At 39.0% G+C, this 18,559-nt stretch carries 14 protein-coding genes; 7 read left to right on the plus strand and 7 right to left on the minus strand.

Annotation, left to right across the window (positions count from 1 at the left end; all coding sequences use genetic code 11):
- Window positions 1–6: 6 nt before the first annotated feature.
- Window positions 7–2,292, minus strand: a complete 2,286-nt coding sequence (locus UABAM_RS01830; RefSeq protein ID WP_173013079.1) for a protein kinase domain-containing protein — start codon at window positions 2,290–2,292, stop codon at window positions 7–9.
- Window positions 2,293–2,462: 170 nt separating this feature from the next.
- Between UABAM_RS01830 and UABAM_RS01835 the strand changes: the two genes are divergently transcribed.
- Window positions 2,463–2,801, plus strand: a complete 339-nt coding sequence (locus UABAM_RS01835) for a DUF962 domain-containing protein (RefSeq protein WP_151966287.1) — start codon at window positions 2,463–2,465, stop codon at window positions 2,799–2,801.
- Window positions 2,802–2,845: 44 nt separating this feature from the next.
- Here the strand turns inward: UABAM_RS01835 and UABAM_RS01840 are convergent, their stop codons facing one another.
- On the minus strand, window positions 2,846–3,790 hold the full coding sequence (locus UABAM_RS01840) for a hypothetical protein (protein WP_151966288.1): 945 nt from the start codon (window positions 3,788–3,790) through the stop codon (window positions 2,846–2,848).
- Window positions 3,791–3,982: 192 nt separating this feature from the next.
- On the opposite strand from UABAM_RS01840, the gene UABAM_RS01845 reads away from it, so the two are divergent.
- Together UABAM_RS01845 and UABAM_RS01850 are read left to right on the plus strand one after the other, a co-directional pair.
- Complete coding sequence (locus tag UABAM_RS01845) at window positions 3,983–5,050, plus strand: S1C family serine protease (RefSeq protein WP_151966289.1); 1,068 nt, start codon at window positions 3,983–3,985, stop codon at window positions 5,048–5,050.
- 11 nt (window positions 5,051–5,061) lie between these two features.
- Window positions 5,062–5,991, plus strand: coding sequence for a S1C family serine protease (locus UABAM_RS01850; RefSeq protein WP_151966290.1), 930 nt, complete (start codon window positions 5,062–5,064; stop codon window positions 5,989–5,991).
- Window positions 5,992–5,993: 2 nt separating this feature from the next.
- Here UABAM_RS01850 and UABAM_RS01855 read toward each other — a convergent pair whose 3' ends face one another.
- Window positions 5,994–6,716: a zinc ribbon domain-containing protein gene (locus UABAM_RS01855; RefSeq protein ID WP_151966291.1), complete on the minus strand. Its 723-nt coding sequence runs from the start codon at window positions 6,714–6,716 to the stop codon at window positions 5,994–5,996.
- 242 nt (window positions 6,717–6,958) lie between these two features.
- Here UABAM_RS01855 and UABAM_RS01860 point away from each other — a divergent pair, with 242 nt between their 5' ends.
- The 4 genes from UABAM_RS01860 (at window position 6,959) to UABAM_RS01875 (ending at window position 13,767) form a co-directional block, all read left to right on the plus strand.
- Entirely contained in the window at window positions 6,959–8,602 is a 1,644-nt protein-coding gene (locus UABAM_RS01860) for a metallophosphoesterase family protein (RefSeq protein WP_173013080.1), read from the plus strand.
- Window positions 8,603–8,796: 194 nt separating this feature from the next.
- Window positions 8,797–10,164, plus strand: a complete 1,368-nt coding sequence (locus tag UABAM_RS01865) for a hypothetical protein (protein ID WP_151966293.1) — start codon at window positions 8,797–8,799, stop codon at window positions 10,162–10,164.
- 6 nt (window positions 10,165–10,170) lie between these two features.
- Window positions 10,171–10,974 carry a hypothetical protein gene (locus UABAM_RS01870; protein WP_151966294.1) on the plus strand — a complete coding sequence of 268 codons (804 nt, stop codon included), beginning with the start codon at window positions 10,171–10,173 and terminating at the stop codon, window positions 10,972–10,974.
- A 3-nt stretch (window positions 10,975–10,977) separates the two neighbouring features.
- On the plus strand, window positions 10,978–13,767 hold the full coding sequence (locus UABAM_RS01875) for an AAA family ATPase (protein ID WP_151966295.1): 2,790 nt from the start codon (window positions 10,978–10,980) through the stop codon (window positions 13,765–13,767).
- A 415-nt stretch (window positions 13,768–14,182) separates the two neighbouring features.
- Here the strand turns inward: UABAM_RS01875 and UABAM_RS01880 are convergent, their stop codons facing one another.
- The 4 genes from UABAM_RS01880 to coaE form a co-directional block, all read right to left on the minus strand.
- Window positions 14,183–15,085 (minus strand): HEAT repeat domain-containing protein, encoded by a 903-nt coding sequence (locus UABAM_RS01880; protein ID WP_151966296.1) that lies wholly within the window; start codon window positions 15,083–15,085, stop codon window positions 14,183–14,185.
- 10 nt (window positions 15,086–15,095) lie between these two features.
- The gene (locus UABAM_RS01885) at window positions 15,096–16,025 is read right to left on the minus strand and encodes a hypothetical protein (protein WP_151966297.1); all 930 of its coding nucleotides are present in this window, start codon (window positions 16,023–16,025) and stop codon (window positions 15,096–15,098) included.
- A gap of 9 nt (window positions 16,026–16,034) precedes the next feature.
- Window positions 16,035–17,411, minus strand: a complete 1,377-nt coding sequence (gene rho, locus UABAM_RS01890) for a transcription termination factor Rho (RefSeq protein WP_151966298.1) — start codon at window positions 17,409–17,411, stop codon at window positions 16,035–16,037.
- Window positions 17,412–17,584: 173 nt separating this feature from the next.
- Window positions 17,585–18,307 carry a dephospho-CoA kinase gene (gene coaE, locus UABAM_RS01895; protein ID WP_151966299.1) on the minus strand — a complete coding sequence of 241 codons (723 nt, stop codon included), beginning with the start codon at window positions 18,305–18,307 and terminating at the stop codon, window positions 17,585–17,587.
- Window positions 18,308–18,559: the final 252 nt, after the last annotated feature.

Raw genomic sequence — 18,559 nt, forward strand, 5'->3', positions numbered from 1 at the left:
AAAAGATTAGATTTTACTTCCGGGGAATTTTCGCGATATGATTACTCCCATAACAAAAATCATCAAAAGAGCAAGTATGGTAATGGGTAAAAATATGCGTAGTACCAATTTTTTGGCTTCTTCGATTGTGGAACCTAAAGGGATTATAACCTCCTGTATACCTCTTACATCGCCCACTTTCCAATTTTTCTTCGGACTATGGTCACTGTTGTTATGGCAATAAACACAACTCTGTTTCATTATTACGGGTTTTCCGTAACGAAGTGAGGGGACGTTGTTGTATTTTTCTACACGAAAAAATGGCTTACTACTATCTTTGTGCGCTTCTTGCAATGCTGTTTTTTGAAATTCATCGCGAGGCCCTCCATTTTTACGCCACGCAAAAGGATAGTTGCTATACAATCGCGCTTTTATTCCGTTTTTGTTGCGACTAATTTGCTCTGCTAACTCGATGCTAAAAGTCGCGGGGAAAGGAATGGCATTTTCCTTATCGTGATAGTCGTGTGTTACTTCAACGCCTAACTCTTTCATTTTACTGACAATTTTAGATGAGTAAGCACTTCTGAACTCTGTGAGTGATGAAGTGTAAAGAGAAGCGTATTGTAATGCCATTTTTTGTTGTTTTTCTTGGATCGATAGCAAGACGGTAAACAGTCCACAAATGATAATTACGATAGCTGTGATAATACCCCAGCGAAGCCGTTTCGTCATTTTCTGGGCGCGATCGCGTCTCTTTTTGGCCTCTTGAATTTGTACACTTAGCTGTTGCGCTTCTTTTAGAGAGCTATTGAGCTCTACAAATTGTGCTTCGGCAAGCAATATGTCTCCGTTTTTAAGTGCAATTTGTGCATATTCGATGTGAGCACGTTGTTTTCCTTCAAGTGCTTTTTGATTATCTTTCCACAAAAGAAGCGCTTGCTCGAATCCTGCCACCGATTTGGCAAGGTTGTCGTAGCAACGTATGTTGTCTTCTTCATCGTAACTACGATTTTTTAGATTTCCAAGGCAATGTTGTAGAATGCGATTGCTATTGTCGGCGATCATTAAACTTTGACGGTGTCTCAAGTAATGTTCAATATCTTCTTGAAACTCGTGAACATTTTGATAGCGATTCTCTGTATTCTTTTCTAATGCCTTTAAACAAATGTTTTTTAATTCACTTGGAATATGTTCACTAAATTGTGGTGTTCTTCCTTTGACGGCATGGTCAAGCACCTCAAGCGTTGTATCTCCGGTTCGTGGAGGCTGACGCTCAATTATTTCGTATAACAAACCACCGAGAAGATACACATCTGTCCATGGGCCTATTTTTTCTCCATTTCCCTTGGCTAGTTCTGGAGGCATGTAGCTAGGTGTTCCCATTGGACGTTTGACCATATTTTTACTGACAATAGGCAGTTGCTCTTCGCGATCTTCCCATATATCTACCGCAATTCCCCAATCCATTATGTATACTTCATGAAATTCGCCAATCATGATATTTTCAGGTTTAAGATCATTGTGGACGATTCCCTTGTTGTGGGCAAAAGCAATTGCGCTACATATACGCAGAAGGATGTGTAAATGATCTTCTTCTGAATACTTTTCGGCAACAAGTTGGTGCTTGAAGGTCTCCGGATAGAGTATGTACACCCAGGACAAGCCGTCAACGAGTTGCATGGCCATGAGTACATCGCCATCTTCTCCTTGACCAAGATCATAAACCGCGGGTATATTTGGATGGTTTAAATAAGCGGTAACTGTAGCTTCGGCAATAAACTTTTCTTGTACTGAAGGAGTCCATGAATCAGGTAAAATTTGTTTAATCGCGACACTACGTTTCAGGCTATTTTGTCGCGCATTGTACACAACTCCCATACCACCACGGGCGAGTTCATGTTCGATTTCATACGTAGAAAATGCCGGAGGAATATCGCTCTTGTAATCAGAAACATTTTCGCTATCAATAAGAATTTCTTTTAGGTCCATCGTGTCTAAATCAGAGCTATTTCTTTGTGAAGTAGGAGTTTGTTTTACATGCTCTTTAGGAGAGGGTAATGAAGTATCATCAAGTGTTTGTAAAATTTCTTCTTGGGAATCGCGTACGCCGGGATCTTGTATGGTTCTTTGTGAATATGGGTAAGTATTTCCTTCTTTCGTGTTGCGATTGATTTTAAAAACCGGCATATTTAAACTCAATTTCTTTTCAGCAAAATATGGATGGGTTTTTCCTCTGTAGGTATCGCGAACGCTTTTATTTGCGGATTTATCCACCGCTTCTTCCCACATTTTTTTGATATTTCTTTCGTCCATAGCAATTTCCTGATACATGGTTTTGGGGTGCTAAAAATTTTAAGGCAAATATGCCTCTATTATACACCACTGTTGGCTATTTGGAAACACTCTAGAATATTTTTCGATAAATTGTTATTATAGCAAAAACAGTTTGAAATTCTGCTAAATATAAAACAGAAAGGCAATAAATGGCGGAAAAACAATACAAGACCTTTGGCGAATTTTGGCCTTTTTACTTGCTAGAACATTCGGATCCAACAAATAGATTTTTGCATTTCTTTGGCTCTTTAATCGCTTTAGTTTTTATCGGTGCTGCGATTTATTATCGCAACGCATACTTTGTTCTTGGAGCGTTGGTTTCAGGATATGCTTTTGCGTGGATTGGACATTTTTTTGTTGAGCATAACAGACCTGCTACATTTACATATCCGTTTAAATCTTTCTTGGCGGATTGGGTAATGTTTGTATGTATACTAACGGGTCAAATTGGCAAACAAATTGAAAAAGCGAAGAAGACACTACAGTAAAACAAAGCTTGCAGTTAACGAAAAAACTGCAAGCTTCACGATATTTAGTTGTCGAATTCGCGGTATTGGAATTCTACAGCTTGCCATTTATAGGCTTTTCCACTTGCGACGAAGTATTCGCTTCCAATAAGTGGATCATAGTATACGTTGAAATTTTTCAACATATATTTGTAATACAAATCAACGTAACCGTATTTTCCAGGACTTACATCTCTCCAATACTGTAGAGAGCGTGAAAAAGACGCGGTAACTTCAAAGCCAACCTTTGCAGAAATAACTTTTGCATCTACACCAGCTTCTGTACGGAATGTATTGGAAACTGTGCGGGTTTCGTTTACGCGAACTTGTCCACCAGGACCACTATGACTTATAATGGTTCCTTGGCTGATACGATGGTAAGGAACGGTACCTGTTACTTGTACTCTCCATGAACCAAGAACGCGTCCTTGAGGATTTTTGTCTTCTATGATAATTACGTCTTTTACTTCATCTTGACCTGGTTTGAAAACTTGAAAGCCGTTCTCTGCAAGCCAACTCTTGGTAAAAGTATTGTAAGATACACGATGGTGTGCGGCCCAGTTACTGTGTAGAACCTTCACTTCTTCACCATTCACCGCAACAGCAATCATGGTATGAGGCTCTGGAGCGCTCTTTTGTAGGATATAACCTGGTTGAACTTCTTCAATTGCATGTGTTGCATAATCATAACCATACGGTAATGCGTAGCCACACTCTGCATAAGCAATGATGTTGACAAAGTTCTTGGCATCAGCAACATGCTGTTTAGTTCCAAGAGGAAAATACTGACTTCCGTTGTAGGATTTTAGTAGGTTTCCTTCGGACAAAATTTGTGTTTCGTCACTTCTTCCGTCAATACTCCATGTGCCGCTAAATTCTAAGCTTTTCGCAGCAGTAGCAATTGTTGCGTTTTCACACCACACACTGCTACAAATAATCAACGCCATTACAAGTGCAACAAAATTTTTCATAAAACCTCCCAAATGATTTTTATTTATAGATCTTATTGCAAATATTACATAATATAATTGTACCTAAATATCGCAAATGTGTAAAATACATTCCCTCGGGAAAATTTTACACTTAGTGGCAAACGACGACATCTACTGGTAGTCACAGAGAACAATAATTTGAAAATTCTACTGTATTTTGGAAAGGTAAACATGCGTATTGTATTTATAATTCTTTTCATCCCTGTTGTTTTTGGGCAAAACCAGGAAGAGTTTTTTGCGCTACAGAAAGCTTTTTCAAAAGCAGCAAAAAAAATAGCACCTTATCTCGTTCGCATAGAGGTAAAAAGAACCAAAGATATTCCGTTACCGCCACCAAGTTTTTTCTTACAAGACTTTGAAAGTTTACCCAGTATTCACCGTCGCCACTGGAAAAAATTTTTACAAGAAACCATTGAAGTATCCAAACGCCCCAAGGGAAAAGTTTCGGGAATTATGATTTCTGCACGTGGAGAAATTGTGACGTCATACTACAATATTGCGGGAAAGACAAAAAGCATTCGCGTTTTTGTCGACGGCGCAGAATACCCTGCAAAGTTAATAGCTTACAGCAAGTTAGATGATATTGCTTTGTTGCGAATCAACAAGAGACTACCGCAAATCATTATGCGAAAACACGATCCACAACTAGGCGACTGGGCAGTTGTCATTGCCAAAAGTAAGTCATCAAAGTACCATACAATCAACAGTGGTATTGTAAGTGGCACTAAACGCTATCGCGGTTATTCTTCTCAGCTAGATGCCAAGGTAGATCATGCGAATTCCGGAGGAGCTGTTGTTGATATTTATGGAAATTTTGTGGGGGTGGTGAATAGGGTGAGTCACTACGCGAAAAGCGGCCAATCTTCGGGAGTAGGTTTTTTTACTACGACAAAAAGGTTACTGCACATTCTTCCTACACTACGTCAAAGAAAAAATATTCCCATACCCACACGCCCATTCTTGGGGATTCGTGTAAGTCGTATGCAAATAAGTAAAAAGAGTGGGACTTTTTCTGTTGTGGTGGACAGTGTATTCCCTGATACGCCTGCATACAAAGCGGGATTACGCAGTGGAGATATCATTGTTGCTGTGGACAATAAAAGAATGCGCAAGCGTAGCGATTTCTCTTCTTGGGTAGAGGAGGCAGGTGTCAAAAGACCGGTGATGTTTAGAGTAATTCGCGGTAACACGGTAAGAAACTTCCAAGTGGAAATGAAAAAGAGACCTCTGTTTTTTTAAAGGAATTGTCGATGGTTCGTTATTATTTCATGGTATGTTTATGCATAGCTTTTCTTTTTAGCGATGATTCTGTGGCGGTCGCGGTCAAAATACAGAAACAAGTAAAGCAGACGATCGCACGTAGCATAGATGCTTACGTTAGTATAGGTGGTGGTGCTGGGGCGATCATTTCTAAGGATGGTTATATCATTACCAACAATCATGTGGTAGAAGATCACCAAGAAACGTGGTTTGTCAAGACCGGAAAAGGAAAAACATACCGAGCGAAAGTTGTTGGTCGCGATAAAAAAGGTGACCTGTGCCTGCTCAAAATTGTTCCTGAGCAAAATAACCTACCGTTTTTGAAACTTGGAAATTCTAATTTGCTTTACCATGGACAAAGAGTTCTGGCAATGGGGAATCCATTTTTATATTCCACGGATGGTTCTCCCTCGGTATCTCTGGGTATTGTGAGTGCATTGCACTGTTTTCAAGACAACTACGGGGATGCAATTCAGACAGATACGTCTCTTAATCCAGGAAATTCGGGTGGTCCACTAATTAATTTTCAAGGAGAAATTGTCGGAATTTGTGGCAGAATTGCATCGCGTTTTAATAATCGCCGTAGTTCAGGAGTGGGTTTTGCAATTACTTCTAATCAAGTAAAGAACTTTTTACCTCTTCTGAAAAGAGGAGCAAAAATACATCATGGCTATATAGGTATTGATGTCCGAGAATACTTTAATCAGGGAGTATTGGTAAAATCATCCCCAATCAAAGTTTTTAAACCCGGTGACATAGTATTAAAAATCGCAGGTCTTCCAATATACAGTCTTGATTTGTTTTACGGAAAGTTGTGGACATATCCGGCAAATACTGTGGTACCTGTGACAGTAAAACGACAAGATCAAATACTAACGCTTCGGGTTACCCTACAAAAGTTCGTTCAAGAAGAAAAGTAAGTCTATGAAGAAGATATAATCTCGGGTAGATACAATATACGGAAACAACCTTCGCAGTAAACTAGCTTTTTGCACAGTAGATCTGTCATATCTTTTGCTAAAATTTCCATATGGCAAGATGTACAATATTCATCTTGAACAGGAACCAAGGCGTCACCACGCAAATTTTGAAAGATGCGTTCGTATTCCGACAAAGTACCAGGCTCTAAATCTGCAATCTCTTCGCGTTTTGTTTCGCGTTTTTTTGTGACTTCATCTAATTCCGCGGAGAGTTCACGCAGTTCACCTTCCACTTGCGCACGAAATTTTTCGTATTCATCTGAAATCACATCGTATTTCTTCTCAATATCTTTTAGCTTGTTTTTTTCTTCTTCAATTTTATCAATGAGTTCTAGCGTTTTTTCTTCTGTTTGGGCACGTAGTGCTCCCTGATCATCAATTTCTTTGAGCAAAGTTTTGTACTCGACATTCGTCTTTGCAACGGCTAAATGTCCCTTTTTTTTATTGATCAAGTCGTCGATACTCTTAATTTCTAACTCATTATTTTTTTCTTCTACTCGGAGTTGATCAATCATTTTTTTTTGGGCTGCTATTTGTTCTTGAATTTCTATGGCTTCTTGGTAAGTTTTTGATAATTTTCGCGGAAGACGCTCCTGTTCATTTTCGATACGAACAATTTCCTTATCAATCTCTTGCAAAGCTAGAAGTAGAGACATGTTTTCCATAAATTACCTTTCTTGGAAGTGGCAGATGCAAAAGTAGTTTAATATCCCTTGTAAAGACCTGTTGGAATGACAATACACTCTAGATTTCTAAAATTTTATTAGTTTGTCAAGAGAGATGCAACGAAAAAGATGCAATATTTTTTATCATTTGTTTACAAACACGTTGCAATTTTAACCATTTCATTATAAATTAATATATGTCAAATTGCATACATAAAATTTCGAAAGAAGGAGGTCAGGCCTTGCAATTTACTAGACGCGAATTTATAAAAACAGCAGGATTAGCTGTTTTACTAGGGCCTTTATTTGGTAAAGAGCTTCTTGCACTTGAAAATCAAGGTGAAGAAATACTCGGTGCTGCTTTTCGCAAAGTATGGCGTCAGACAACACTAAATAAAACATTGAAATTTAACTCGCGAAGTAAACATTTGGAATTTTCATCTGGCGAAGATATGACCATTCGCAATGATTTTTTTCAAGGGAAACTAACTTTAGCAAAACAACCACAGAGTTTATTGTTTTTTGGTCACATTACCGATGTTCACATCATAGATGAGGAATCCCCATCACGCTACGCAGTTCTCGACAGTATTTTGACAGCCCTTGATATTAGTAGCAGCGGTTTTCATCCTCAGGAAGCACTGTTATTCTCTAGTACGGATTCCATGATCCGCACCCTGAACAGAATATCATTACAAGCAAATTTTGATTTTCTGCTCAATACAGGAGACTCTATCGACAACGCGCACAAAATTGAATTAGATTGGTTTTCTACAGCAATGAACGGCGGAATGATAGATCCTGATAGTGGAAACAATGAAGACCCTGTCAAAGGACCAGGAAATGATGGCAATGATCCACTCAAAGCCCAAGGATTACTGAGCAACATACCTTTCTATGCTGCCGTTGGGAATCACGATGTTCTCTACCAGGGAAATATACCTCCCTACCTTCGTGAGGTATTTAACGGTATTGTAGAGCCGATTCTCGGTAAAGAGTTTGCGATACAAGATCCTGTGGGAGATTACACAAATGGTGTGATTGTTCCACAAGCGACTCCTCATAACCCTGATGAATTAAAACCTGGGAAGATAGCTGCTGACGCAAGACGCGCTAGTTTGAGTAGTGAAGAATTTATTTCTTCCTATATCGAAAACAGCGGTGAACGTCCAGTTTTTGGTTTTCCTAAGAATCTCGCAGGGGAAAGTCTCGCGTACTATAGCACCAAACCGCGCGCAACAAGTCCTATTCGCATGATCGTTCTCGATACTACTTCTCGAGTAGGTACGGCTTTTGGTATAATAGATTACGACCAATTTGAAAACTTTCTCATTCCACAGCTTGAGGAAGCAAAACGCGCAGGTGAATTGGTTATTGTTGTTTCGCATCACCCTTCAAATAGCATAATGACACTTTCACGTGCGAAAAAAGCCATGGTGAATATCTGTCAAAGAGATGAGAAAATGCATCGCGCAATGAAGCAACTGGCAAGTCGCATGGAAGATAGAAGTAATACCATCGATGGAAATACTTTTACCAATACATTGGCTTCTTACCCAAATGTTTTCCTACACATCGTAGGTCATCAGCACACCAATAAAATTACTCCTATTGGTGGAGAAAAAGGATATTGGGAAGTTCAAACAAGTTCTCTTATTGGTTTTCCACAACAAGCGCGTTTATTTGAAGTTGTTTATGAAGGTAACGGTATTGGTGCAGTGCACACGAGTGTCGTGGATCATGAATCTTCCAAAGACCCACTTGCGGCACAGTGCAGAGAACTTGCATACGAAGATCATCATTTACGCACAGATCAAAGTAATCGCAATAGCATCTTGCGTTTCCAAGTTCCACCAGAAATTGCCAAAAAATTAGAAAAACAATAAAGGCCGTAAAAAAACCGTAGTAATTTACTTGATTTTAGATTTTTTACGCCTTACAATAGAATAGCCTATTTATAAGGGATGAGTGTATCCTTAAATCCTATTTCACAACTGGCTACTAGTTTTAATAGCACTTTTTTACAAAAGTGTTTTAATGCTGGTAGTCAGTTTACATTTTAGGTGAAAATTTTTACGCTATGGATAATAAAAAAAACACGATATCACAAAAACAGACTGCAGACGTATCACAGAAGCAACAAACATTATTTGACGAAAATACACCTGATACATCTAACTTAGAACTAGATAGTTATCTGAAGAAAAACATTCCCGTTGCCGAAGTTGAATCCATTGGTAATGCCGAAGCATGTAAACCTTTTTTTCAACTATTCAAGGAATTGACGCGAACAAATCTCAACGATTTTTTCATTAAGATGTCTGTTTTACTGCAACTTTCGAGTAACAAAGACAAAACATCCTGGACTCCACAGGAAATGGCACACGAATTCCATTGGATGCGACAAGAAGTTCGCAAGCGAATGATACAACAGCTCAGCCGCAGTGGCTGGTTAGTTTTTAACGAAGGTTCGTACGAAATTACGCGTTTTGGCAAAAGTATTTTATCGGTTTTATCGGCGATGCCAAAAGACGAAAATATCGAAGATGCTTTGGGAGCGAACGTATCTTCTTTTTCATTGTTAGAAATGTCGCAGGATAGTAGTGACCCCTCCAGTAATTTACGTATGTTCATCAACGAACTGGTAAAAATTGACGAAGACATCGAATCTACCATTGCCAGTAAGTCAGAGTATCTAATTCGTAAAATGAATCGGCAGGTTCGTTCGCAGTTTGATGTCGCCATCAAATCAAGAGAGTATCTACAAAATGTTCGAACTGAAAGTTTTCGCAACTATCGGTTAAAGCAAAAAATTCACGAAAAACTTTCGCAGTTTCACTCGCGGGTTTCTCAGGTACAAAGAGCACAAAATGATCTTGTTGCACGAAAAATTATCTTAACCGACAAATCTTTAACACAACACGATGTCAACAGTTTTTTAGTCAATACCAATTTGCAAAAACTTGCCGAAATAGGTAAAGACCTCATTGCACATCCCATTCATGTTCCTGATTTGGTTCCCGCACTCTTAGTGTATGAAACAGAATGGCAATTCGAAAAAGAACGTCCTCAGGACAATCGTCGCGGGTGGACAGATGAATTTGAGATGGCAAACGAAGCAGAAGATAACATTGGAGAGAATAATCAATTTTTAAGTTTCATTACTGAAATCGATTACACACTTAGCAAAAACGATAGCGTTGCTTTAGAAAAGATAGTTCCCGCGGAAAATTGGGCAACCTCTGGTTTTCGTTTTTCGATGATTGCAGTTTTGGAGCACTCTGAATTACCTAAAGATATGGACATTGAAAATGGCGAGTCTGTTCCTAAGTTGCAAATACAGTCTTTTGACGATGGCCTGCAATTAGAAGTAGTCAAACTCAATGATTTTGTTACGGGTGTGAAAGAGATAACTAAAGGTGTTGTTACGAGAGAACAAAAGGAATAAAAAAACATGAATACAACATCCAATGAAGCGGCGATTATCTGCGCGCGTTTACTGCGACAAGGTTACGTGCATAAATCAGAGTTTCCACAATTAGAGTTAAACGATCTTCTTTTGACAAGTGTGCGCGATCGTTTGCAAGATGTGGGCATGGAACTTGTTATGAACTCATATTCTGACTTTTATGCCGTCAAACTCACTCGAGATAGCCAGGACACAATTGAAGAATCCAACAACCTCAGTTTGAAAAGCAACGAAGTCGCCATGCTAGTGATTTTGTGGAGTAAGCTCATTTTGCCTAAACGTACACAGGCGCAAAAAGCTTTAGACGAAGCCTTGGCTAAAAAGAAAGCTGCTCTGGAAAATCAAAGCGAAGAGCCAGAAGAACCACAAGAAATTCCCACTGTTCAACAAGATTTTTTTCAAGAGCAGAAAAAACCACGTAAGAAAAAGAAAAAGGACCCGAATCGCATTTATGTGGAGCTTTCTGAGCTATATGCTGAATTTGGCAAACAATTTGGGAGCAAAACTTCCTTTAAGTCGACTGTTTCGCGCCTGAGTAATTTGAAATTTATTCACATGCACAATGAGATCATCACCGAAGGCGTTTTTCTCGATCTACTTATTGATGGACAGCAAATGGGTAATGAGATAAAGAAATCGGCTCTTGCTTATAAATTAGCAGGTGTTAGCGATGATGCTGAGTGGGAAGAGGACATAGAAGAAGACTTAGAAGGTGAAGATGAATTTATTGATTTGGCAGATGAGCTAGTTATTTCGGAAATTCAAATTAAACAAGATGAGGAATCATAAAACATGTTTCGTTTTAAATCATTAGAGTTGATGAATTGGGATTGCTATCCAAACTATCGCGTACCCATGGATGGAGAAATTATACTACTCATCGGACAAAATGGTAGTGGGAAAACTACCTTTCTCGACGCCCTTCGCGTATTGCTAAACGGTCCGAGATTAAGTAAAAGTAGAACACTCCATCATTATATACGTAAAGATGTCGAAACTGCAATGATCCGCGGGGTTGTGACGAATACCCTTGTAGGGGATCGACGAACTTTTTCTCATCTCGGTATTTATGGAGAGGTAGATGTTTCTATTATCTGCATTATCCGTAACAAGGGAAATCGCAAGATTGAAAAAGAGTATTTCATTGTTAAGGGTGACCCGCCGATTGAAAAAATTAAAGATTTCAAGAACGGGATGCGACCTCTACAATACTCAAAACAACTTGAAGATGCTGGTGTTTCGCGTTCGACACTACAACTTATTGCTCTAGAACAAGGGCAAACAGACCGCATAGGTCAACTCAATGCGAATCAACTACTACAGTTGGTGATGGATATTACTGGAAATAAGGAAATTATTAAACGTTATGAAGATGCACGGCAAAATTACCGCCGCGCCTCTCAGCAACTGCTGGAATTAAAAACAGAGTATAACAAAATACAGTTACAAACCGCAGAGTTAGAGAAACAAGCCTCAGAAGCCGAGGCATATAAGTCATTTCTTGATGAAAAGAAGGTGATTGAGACGGAAAAACTTCCGATTTCTAAATGGTATCACATTTTAGATAATCTGCACAAACTAGAACGCAACTATGCCGAGAAACTAGAATTAAAGGTTGTTGCTGAAAAGCAATCAAAAGGTGTACGTGAAGAGCAGGAAAAGTTGAAAACGTTGCGTGAGCTTATCCAAAAAGATCAAAACGAGTTACGAGGCACACAGCAAAAACACGAAAAAGAACTCAATGCGTTACACCAAAAAATTGGAAAGTGTCACTCGGAATGGCAACGTTTAGAGGAACTCCGCAAAGCATCTCTAGATACAAATGTCGCGGAATCTCCACAAGAGCTTAAGGCAAAACAAGAGGAAGTTCAGCTTTCGTACTTCCAAAGTAAAAATGCCCTTGGGGAAGTAGAAAAAAAACTTTCGACATTGAAAAAAGAACTAGCGACGCTAGAAGAAAGCCCACTTCCTACTTATCCTGATGAGATCTATAATTTTCGCGAAATTCTCGATGAAGCGGGAATTGATCACCTACTTTTTGCAGAGTGTATCGAAATTCTTGAACCGAAATGGCAGCTAGCTATCGAGGCTTTTTTGGGGCGAGAACGCTTTTCAGTTTTTGTAGATGAACACGACTTTTTGCAAGCAAAGAAAATCGGGGAAAGAAATCGTTATGCTTTTTATATCTCTCCCTATGGAGAAACGGAAATTCCCACACAAATACGCACCAACTCTATTTTAGCACAGTTGCAAATAGCCGATGAACGCATTGCCGAACGCTTAGTACCCCTTAAAGATATATTGTTAGTGGATAGTGTGCAAGAAGGACACAAGCACAAAAAGCACATCACAATAACGCAGTCGGGTTATCGCCAAGACAAGCGCGGCGGGATATTTATTGCCCATAAAATTCGCTTTTACTGCGGAGGGCTTGCTGTAGAGCAGCAAATCCAGGAAGTCGAAGAAGCCATTGAACGCGAAAAAGAAAAAATACCCAATCTGCAAGTAAAGTTAAGTTTGGCGAGCGAGCAAAAGAGAAAGATCGACGAAAAGCTCAAAATCATCCGCCGTAAGGAAGAATGGTTGTCCTCGAAAGATAAGTATGATGAGGTAAAAAAAGAAGGTGACAAGTATCTTGCGGAATCGGAAAAAATCAATGAAGAGCGACGAAAAATTCTCAAAGATATAGACCTGCTCAACGAAAAAGTCAATCAAAACTTTGCGGCGTACCAGCAAGCAGAAAAAGAGTTTGCGCGTATGCAGAGAGACCAAAAAGCATTGCAAGAAGAAATGCACAACGTGGAACAAAAAATCTTACAACTACGCTGGCAAAAAGAAGAGCTTGAAAAAGAAATCCCCTCGGATATTCGTACCGGATACACTCGTGAAGATGTCGAAGATCGCGATTGGTTAGAGCATAAGATGAAAGAACTATTTGCCAAGATAGAAAACTATGTTGGTTGTAAGGAACTTGAAAAAATTGCTCTTTTTGAACATGAAACAAAAGAACTCAAAAAGAAAAAGTTGCAATTGGTGCGCCAAGAAAATGACTATCAGCATCGATCCGACGAGTTAGAGAAGTGTCGTGAGGATTATCGCGAAATGATCATCCATACGATTGATTTTTACAATAAATCGGTAAAACACCTTGCTTCTTTAGCGGGATGTAAGATGCGCGTCTTTTTAGAAATGGGTAATGCGGAAAGTCTGATTGAAGATTCGCGTATGGAAGTGCGCGTGGCTTTTGACCAAAAGCGTGAGGTGAACATTCGCGACAAGTCTCTCTCTGGTGGGCAAGATGTTATCGCAAGTTTGATTCTTCTCGTAGCTCTTTCGCGTATGGAACAAGACCAGGCCAGTGGATTTTTTATCATGGATGAACACAATGCTCACCTTGATACGGTAAGAATTGTAGAGGTAGGAAGGTTCTTGCGTTCTACAAAGGCTCAGTTTGTTTTGACAACACCCACTACAGAAAACGTTTCTGCGTTGTCAGTGGCGGACTTAATTTTGTCTTTTACCAAAAAATCAAACAAGTCGCCGTATGCACCTAAGCCGCGTTTTATCCGTCGTTTAAATTAGAAACTATCACGAAGTGTTCTGGAACTACAAAACTACCATCGGAGTGTTCTCTGAAACTACAAAACAAAATGGTTTTGCAATTTTGACCGTAAGTAATAACTGTGCAAAACTTTATACGACCAAATTGTACAATCCCAACAGCAAGTTGAAGTAGTTTCATTTTAATAAAACAACAGCGAGCTGTCGGGCACCTAGATCCCTGACTTGATCAGGGATCCAGGTGCTTTGAAGTTTACTTCATATTGTGGATTCCTGCTTTCGCAGGAATGACACCTTGTGGTAGTTCAGTCTCAATAAAATTGAAGTTTACTTCAGAGAACGGTCATTTTCGCGTAGCGGGATGACACTCGGGTTTCGTTTTTCAGTTTCACAGAAAAAGAAGCTGTATTCGATGGAACCAACAAGCTAAAACGCTTTACTTATATGCCTCTAACAACACCTCAATACGCGTGTGGTATTTAGATAATGGAAAATCTTTACGTGAGGTTTTTCGTGCTTTTTGCAATAACGCGACATTTTGCGGGGCAGCCATAGAAATTGATGATTCAATTGCTGCTTTACGCACTTCTCTATTCGGATCTGACAACGCTCGTTCTATGGTTGTGGCACTTTCCTTATTCCACCTAATATCCCCTAAAGCATTCACAATATAAAAGCGTATCCCATATTGCTCGTCTTGAGAATCTGTTTTTGCCTTTTCAGATAAATTGTTATACAAATTGGCAAGTGGAGTTATGGCTTGCTGATTTTTGATTTCACCCAAAGTCTCGATGACGCGACGTTGAAAAGACGCGTCGCCACGTCCGACATTTTCGATAAGTGCTGGAAGAGCGGGTTTTCCAATTTTTGCTAGGGTTTTTGAACATTGAATTTTCCCGGTTGTCCCCAACTTAGGAACCGCCATTGTCGCAATTAAAAACGGAACGGCAAATTCTTTTTGCTGGGACAATTCATAGCGAGCCGCGCGCCAATGTTTTTCAATGTCTCCCACCGATTGTCTTCCTGCAGCGAAAAATTTAATGAAAAATAAGCACAACGCTTTTTTGGCCATTGGTCCTTTTGCAATTATTTTCTGCCGGGACGCACTCCAGGCACTTTTATTCCCTGTGTAGTAAACATCTAGTAAAGAACGAATTTCGTTTATCTCTTGTTGTGATAATGTCGCGTTTTGTGTACCTTCCGGTAATCTAACGATGATCTCACCGCCTGAAACCTGTTGGCTGTTTGTTGCTTTGATACTGCTGGTAGATGAGGCGGACGATTGTGTTTTGCAACCACCTATGATAATTACCAGTAGAGCTATCCATATTTTATTCACCACCCACTCCTTATCGTATATCTTTACCAATCAGTTTCTCTTCCAGCCAATCACCTTGACGTGCAATATACTCGATGGCATCTATGATGAGACTTTTCAACTGGAGCGCTTGAATAGAATATGTTTGAGTAATCACATAAAATTCTTCGTCATTTATTGTGGTAATGCCAATGCCACCAAAAGTCAATTTGGGATTGAGCTTTAGGAAAATACGATTGTTTTTTTCTCCCTCTACGGGCGCACATATGGTCGCAATGGTTATGAGGTCGTTACCTTTGTCATCCTTGCCCGAAAAAGTCACGATAATATTTTGTTTGCGACCTTCGGGAAGAGGGACGCGAAGTAGATAACCATTATCGATTCTCTTATAGGGAATTCCGAACTTTTGTGCGAGTTGCTTTATGATCGTTTTTGTTTGGTTTTCGGGCGTTATTTTTTCTTTTTCGAGATTGAATTCGATTTGTTGCGTATATTGTTTTACCAGCATGGCCTGCTTGGATAAGATTTCGGTTCGCGTTTCGGAAACTTCTGAAGGAAGCGCGATATCAATCAAGATAACGTCATTACTATTTTCATAATACAAATTTGTATTAAACCACAAACGACAACTTTCTATGTCTTGGTAAACTGAAAACAGCAATCCGCCTATAATCGTTTGCTGAGACTGTAAAGTATCTTCAAGATAATCGTCTGGTGCAACCGCATCGCAAAAATAACCTTCTGTATCTTCCAAATAGAATTGTTTAAAAGTAATTGGTTGTTGACCAACATCGGTAAATGTAACTCTTATTTTTATATAAATAAGATCTTTTTCGGCTTTGAGTTCTTTTTTTCGCATCCATTGGCTACATTTATTGGCCTTAACAACATCGTTTCCTTCCAATACATCCTCAATGGCAAACTTGTATTTCTGTTTTACATTATCAAGTGTTAACGACATAGAATTCCTTTACGAAACATCTAACGACATTAAAAACTCAGCATTACTACTCGTTTTTTGTAAGTTTTCTTTTAAGCGTTCTATTGCTTCCAGAGAGTCCATTTCGTTTGCCAAGAATTTACGTAGCAACCACATTCTTTTTAGCTCTTCTGGATCGCACAACAATTCTTCTTTTCTTGTACCTGAGCGTGTGATGTCTATCGATGGGAAAATACGTTTGTCAGCAAGTTTGCGGTCGAGATGCAATTCCATATTCCCCGTACCTTTAAACTCTTCAAAAATAACATCGTCCATCTTGCTGCCTGTTTCAATGAGAGCTGTGGCAAGTATAGTAAGGCTTCCACCTTCTTCAATGTTACGTGCTGCCCCAAAAAATCTTTTTGGTTTTTGTAAACCAGAAGCATCGATACCACCAGTTAAGATTTTTCCTGAATGCGGAGCTTCTGTGTTGTAAGCACGGCCCAGTCTTGTGATGGAGTCAAGAAGAATCAGAACGTCTTTTCCATATTCTACCATACGTTTGGCTTTTTCAATGACCATTTCCGCTACCTGAATGTGACGACTTGCCGGTTCATCAAAGGTTGAACTAATCACTTCGCCTTTTACCGAACGTTGCATGTCCGTTACTTCCTCAGGTCTTTCGTCGATGAGAAGTACAATGAGATATATTTCTGGGTGATTTTTGGTAATCGCGTTAGCGATTTTTTGCAAAAGGACTGTTTTTCCTGTTCTTGGTGGAGCAACGATAAGACCCCGTTGTCCTTTACCAATAGGAGTGATTAGATCCATAATGCGCATATTGAGTTCATCTGTGTCCGTTTCCAGCATAATTCGTTCTTCTGGATGGAGTGGGGTTAAATCGTCGAAAACACTTTTTTCCGTTAGCTTTTCTGGGTCCTCATAGTTGATCGCTTCTACTCGTAACAATGCAAAATAGCGTTCATTGTCTTTGGGGGGACGAATTTGACCAGAAACGGTTGCTCCCGTTCGAATACCAAAACGTCTGATTTGTGAAGGTGAAATGTAGATATCATCGGGACAAGGTAAGTAATTGTATTGTGGCGAACGCAAAAAACCAAAGCCATCTGGTAATACTTCAACAACGCCTTCTCCATACATTAGGCCATTTTGCTTGACGCGTTCTTTGAGTATTTTGAATATAAGTTCTTGTTTTTTCAAGCCTGTGTATTCTTTTATACCTTCTTTTTTGGCGGTAGAATGGAGCTGGCTAATTGTCATTTTCTGCAATTCAGTGATGTGTAGATCACCTTTTTTTAAGTCTTCGTAAACATCACCGTGGTTTTCTTCGCTTGGATTTTCTTGAGGCTTTTTTGTGGACTTTCGACGTGCATTTCTTTCATCATTGTGATCATTTTTCGAAGTCATATAATTACTTTCTATAAGTTGATGTGGAAAAGTGGTTTGTCAAATGAGGTGACAAAGCTAATCATTTTTTATCATAATTAGGTGTTATTCATGCATTACATACACGAGCTCTGTTCATACTTTTGATTCTAAATGGTGGAGTAATGAAATGAAGAATGGCTGTTCTCAACAATTTACCTTGGAAGCTGAAGCCAAATGTCTTTTACTTGCTGTTCCATTTTCTGTTGATTTTCATTTTCAATAACGTAGTTGGAGTTTTGCTTTTTTACCAGCAAATCGCTTTGGAATTTTTCGCGTCGATCTAATTCATCGTTGTTCCAACCTCTATTTGTTTCTGCACGTTTACGGCGTAATTCAATAGGGGTATCGATAAAAATCAACGTATCCACTCCTTGGTGAAGGCCATTTTCCCATAACAAAGGGGCATCTATTATTACCACAGTCTTTTCGTGGTGTACTTTCATGTGGGTGTCGACAAAGGCCAACTTGGCATCTTTATCTTCCAGTTTTAAGTCTGGGCCTGTCTCTACAACAACTTTTTCTTTCCCTTTACTTGCAATATCCTCTAACATATTTTTTATCCGCAATCGTACGAGGGGATGAAGAATACTTTCAAGTTTTTTCAAGTTGTCCCTGGAAGAAAAAACATGTTGGGCAAGCAATTTTTTATCAAAATTTGCATTGGGAAAGATATGAGGGAATGTTTCACCTATCTGTTGTTGGGTATTTTTCTCTTGTAGGATTTCGCGTACAACTAAATCGGCATTGATTACATGAGCACCATACTTGGCAAATTCATTTGTTACTGTTGTTTTTCCTGAAGCTATACCACCCATTACACCTAAAATGAGCAAATTTTCTCTGTTATTAAAACGAAAGACATCTAAGCTTTCCATGTAATTTAAGGTCCTAAAAAAGATTAAGGTTTACATGAACTTGTTTGGAGAGGTGTATAGAAAGGGTGTTTTGAAAGTTCTTCGGGATCTGTTGTGTTTCAATAATTTGAGTATTTTATACAAAGAAAAACTTTTGTCAAGAAAAATTTTGCGAAAATTAACTTCATAAATTTAAAATGTTACTTGACTCTATTTTAAATTTATGATTTCATATTTTTTACACTTGTGTAAGTTTAAATAATTAGATTTTAC

The organism is Candidatus Uabimicrobium amorphum, assembly GCF_009002475.1.
Classification (GTDB): Bacteria; Planctomycetota; Uabimicrobiia; order Uabimicrobiales; family Uabimicrobiaceae; genus Uabimicrobium; species Uabimicrobium amorphum.

Coding starts and splice junctions, on each gene's coding strand:
- UABAM_RS01830 (WP_173013079.1), bottom strand. CDS start 2,292: ATGGACGAAAGAAATATCAAAAAAATGTGGGAAGAAGCGGTGGATAAA.
- UABAM_RS01835 (WP_151966287.1), top strand. CDS start 2,463: ATGGCGGAAAAACAATACAAGACCTTTGGCGAATTTTGGCCTTTTTAC.
- UABAM_RS01840 (WP_151966288.1), bottom strand. CDS start 3,790: ATGAAAAATTTTGTTGCACTTGTAATGGCGTTGATTATTTGTAGCAGT.
- UABAM_RS01845 (WP_151966289.1), top strand. CDS start 3,983: ATGCGTATTGTATTTATAATTCTTTTCATCCCTGTTGTTTTTGGGCAA.
- UABAM_RS01850 (WP_151966290.1), top strand. CDS start 5,062: ATGGTTCGTTATTATTTCATGGTATGTTTATGCATAGCTTTTCTTTTT.
- UABAM_RS01855 (WP_151966291.1), bottom strand. CDS start 6,716: ATGGAAAACATGTCTCTACTTCTAGCTTTGCAAGAGATTGATAAGGAA.
- UABAM_RS01865 (WP_151966293.1), top strand. CDS start 8,797: ATGGATAATAAAAAAAACACGATATCACAAAAACAGACTGCAGACGTA.
- UABAM_RS01870 (WP_151966294.1), top strand. CDS start 10,171: ATGAATACAACATCCAATGAAGCGGCGATTATCTGCGCGCGTTTACTG.
- UABAM_RS01875 (WP_151966295.1), top strand. CDS start 10,978: ATGTTTCGTTTTAAATCATTAGAGTTGATGAATTGGGATTGCTATCCA.
- UABAM_RS01885 (WP_151966297.1), bottom strand. CDS start 16,025: ATGTCGTTAACACTTGATAATGTAAAACAGAAATACAAGTTTGCCATT.
- rho (WP_151966298.1), bottom strand. CDS start 17,411: ATGACTTCGAAAAATGATCACAATGATGAAAGAAATGCACGTCGAAAG.
- coaE (WP_151966299.1), bottom strand. CDS start 18,307: ATGGAAAGCTTAGATGTCTTTCGTTTTAATAACAGAGAAAATTTGCTC.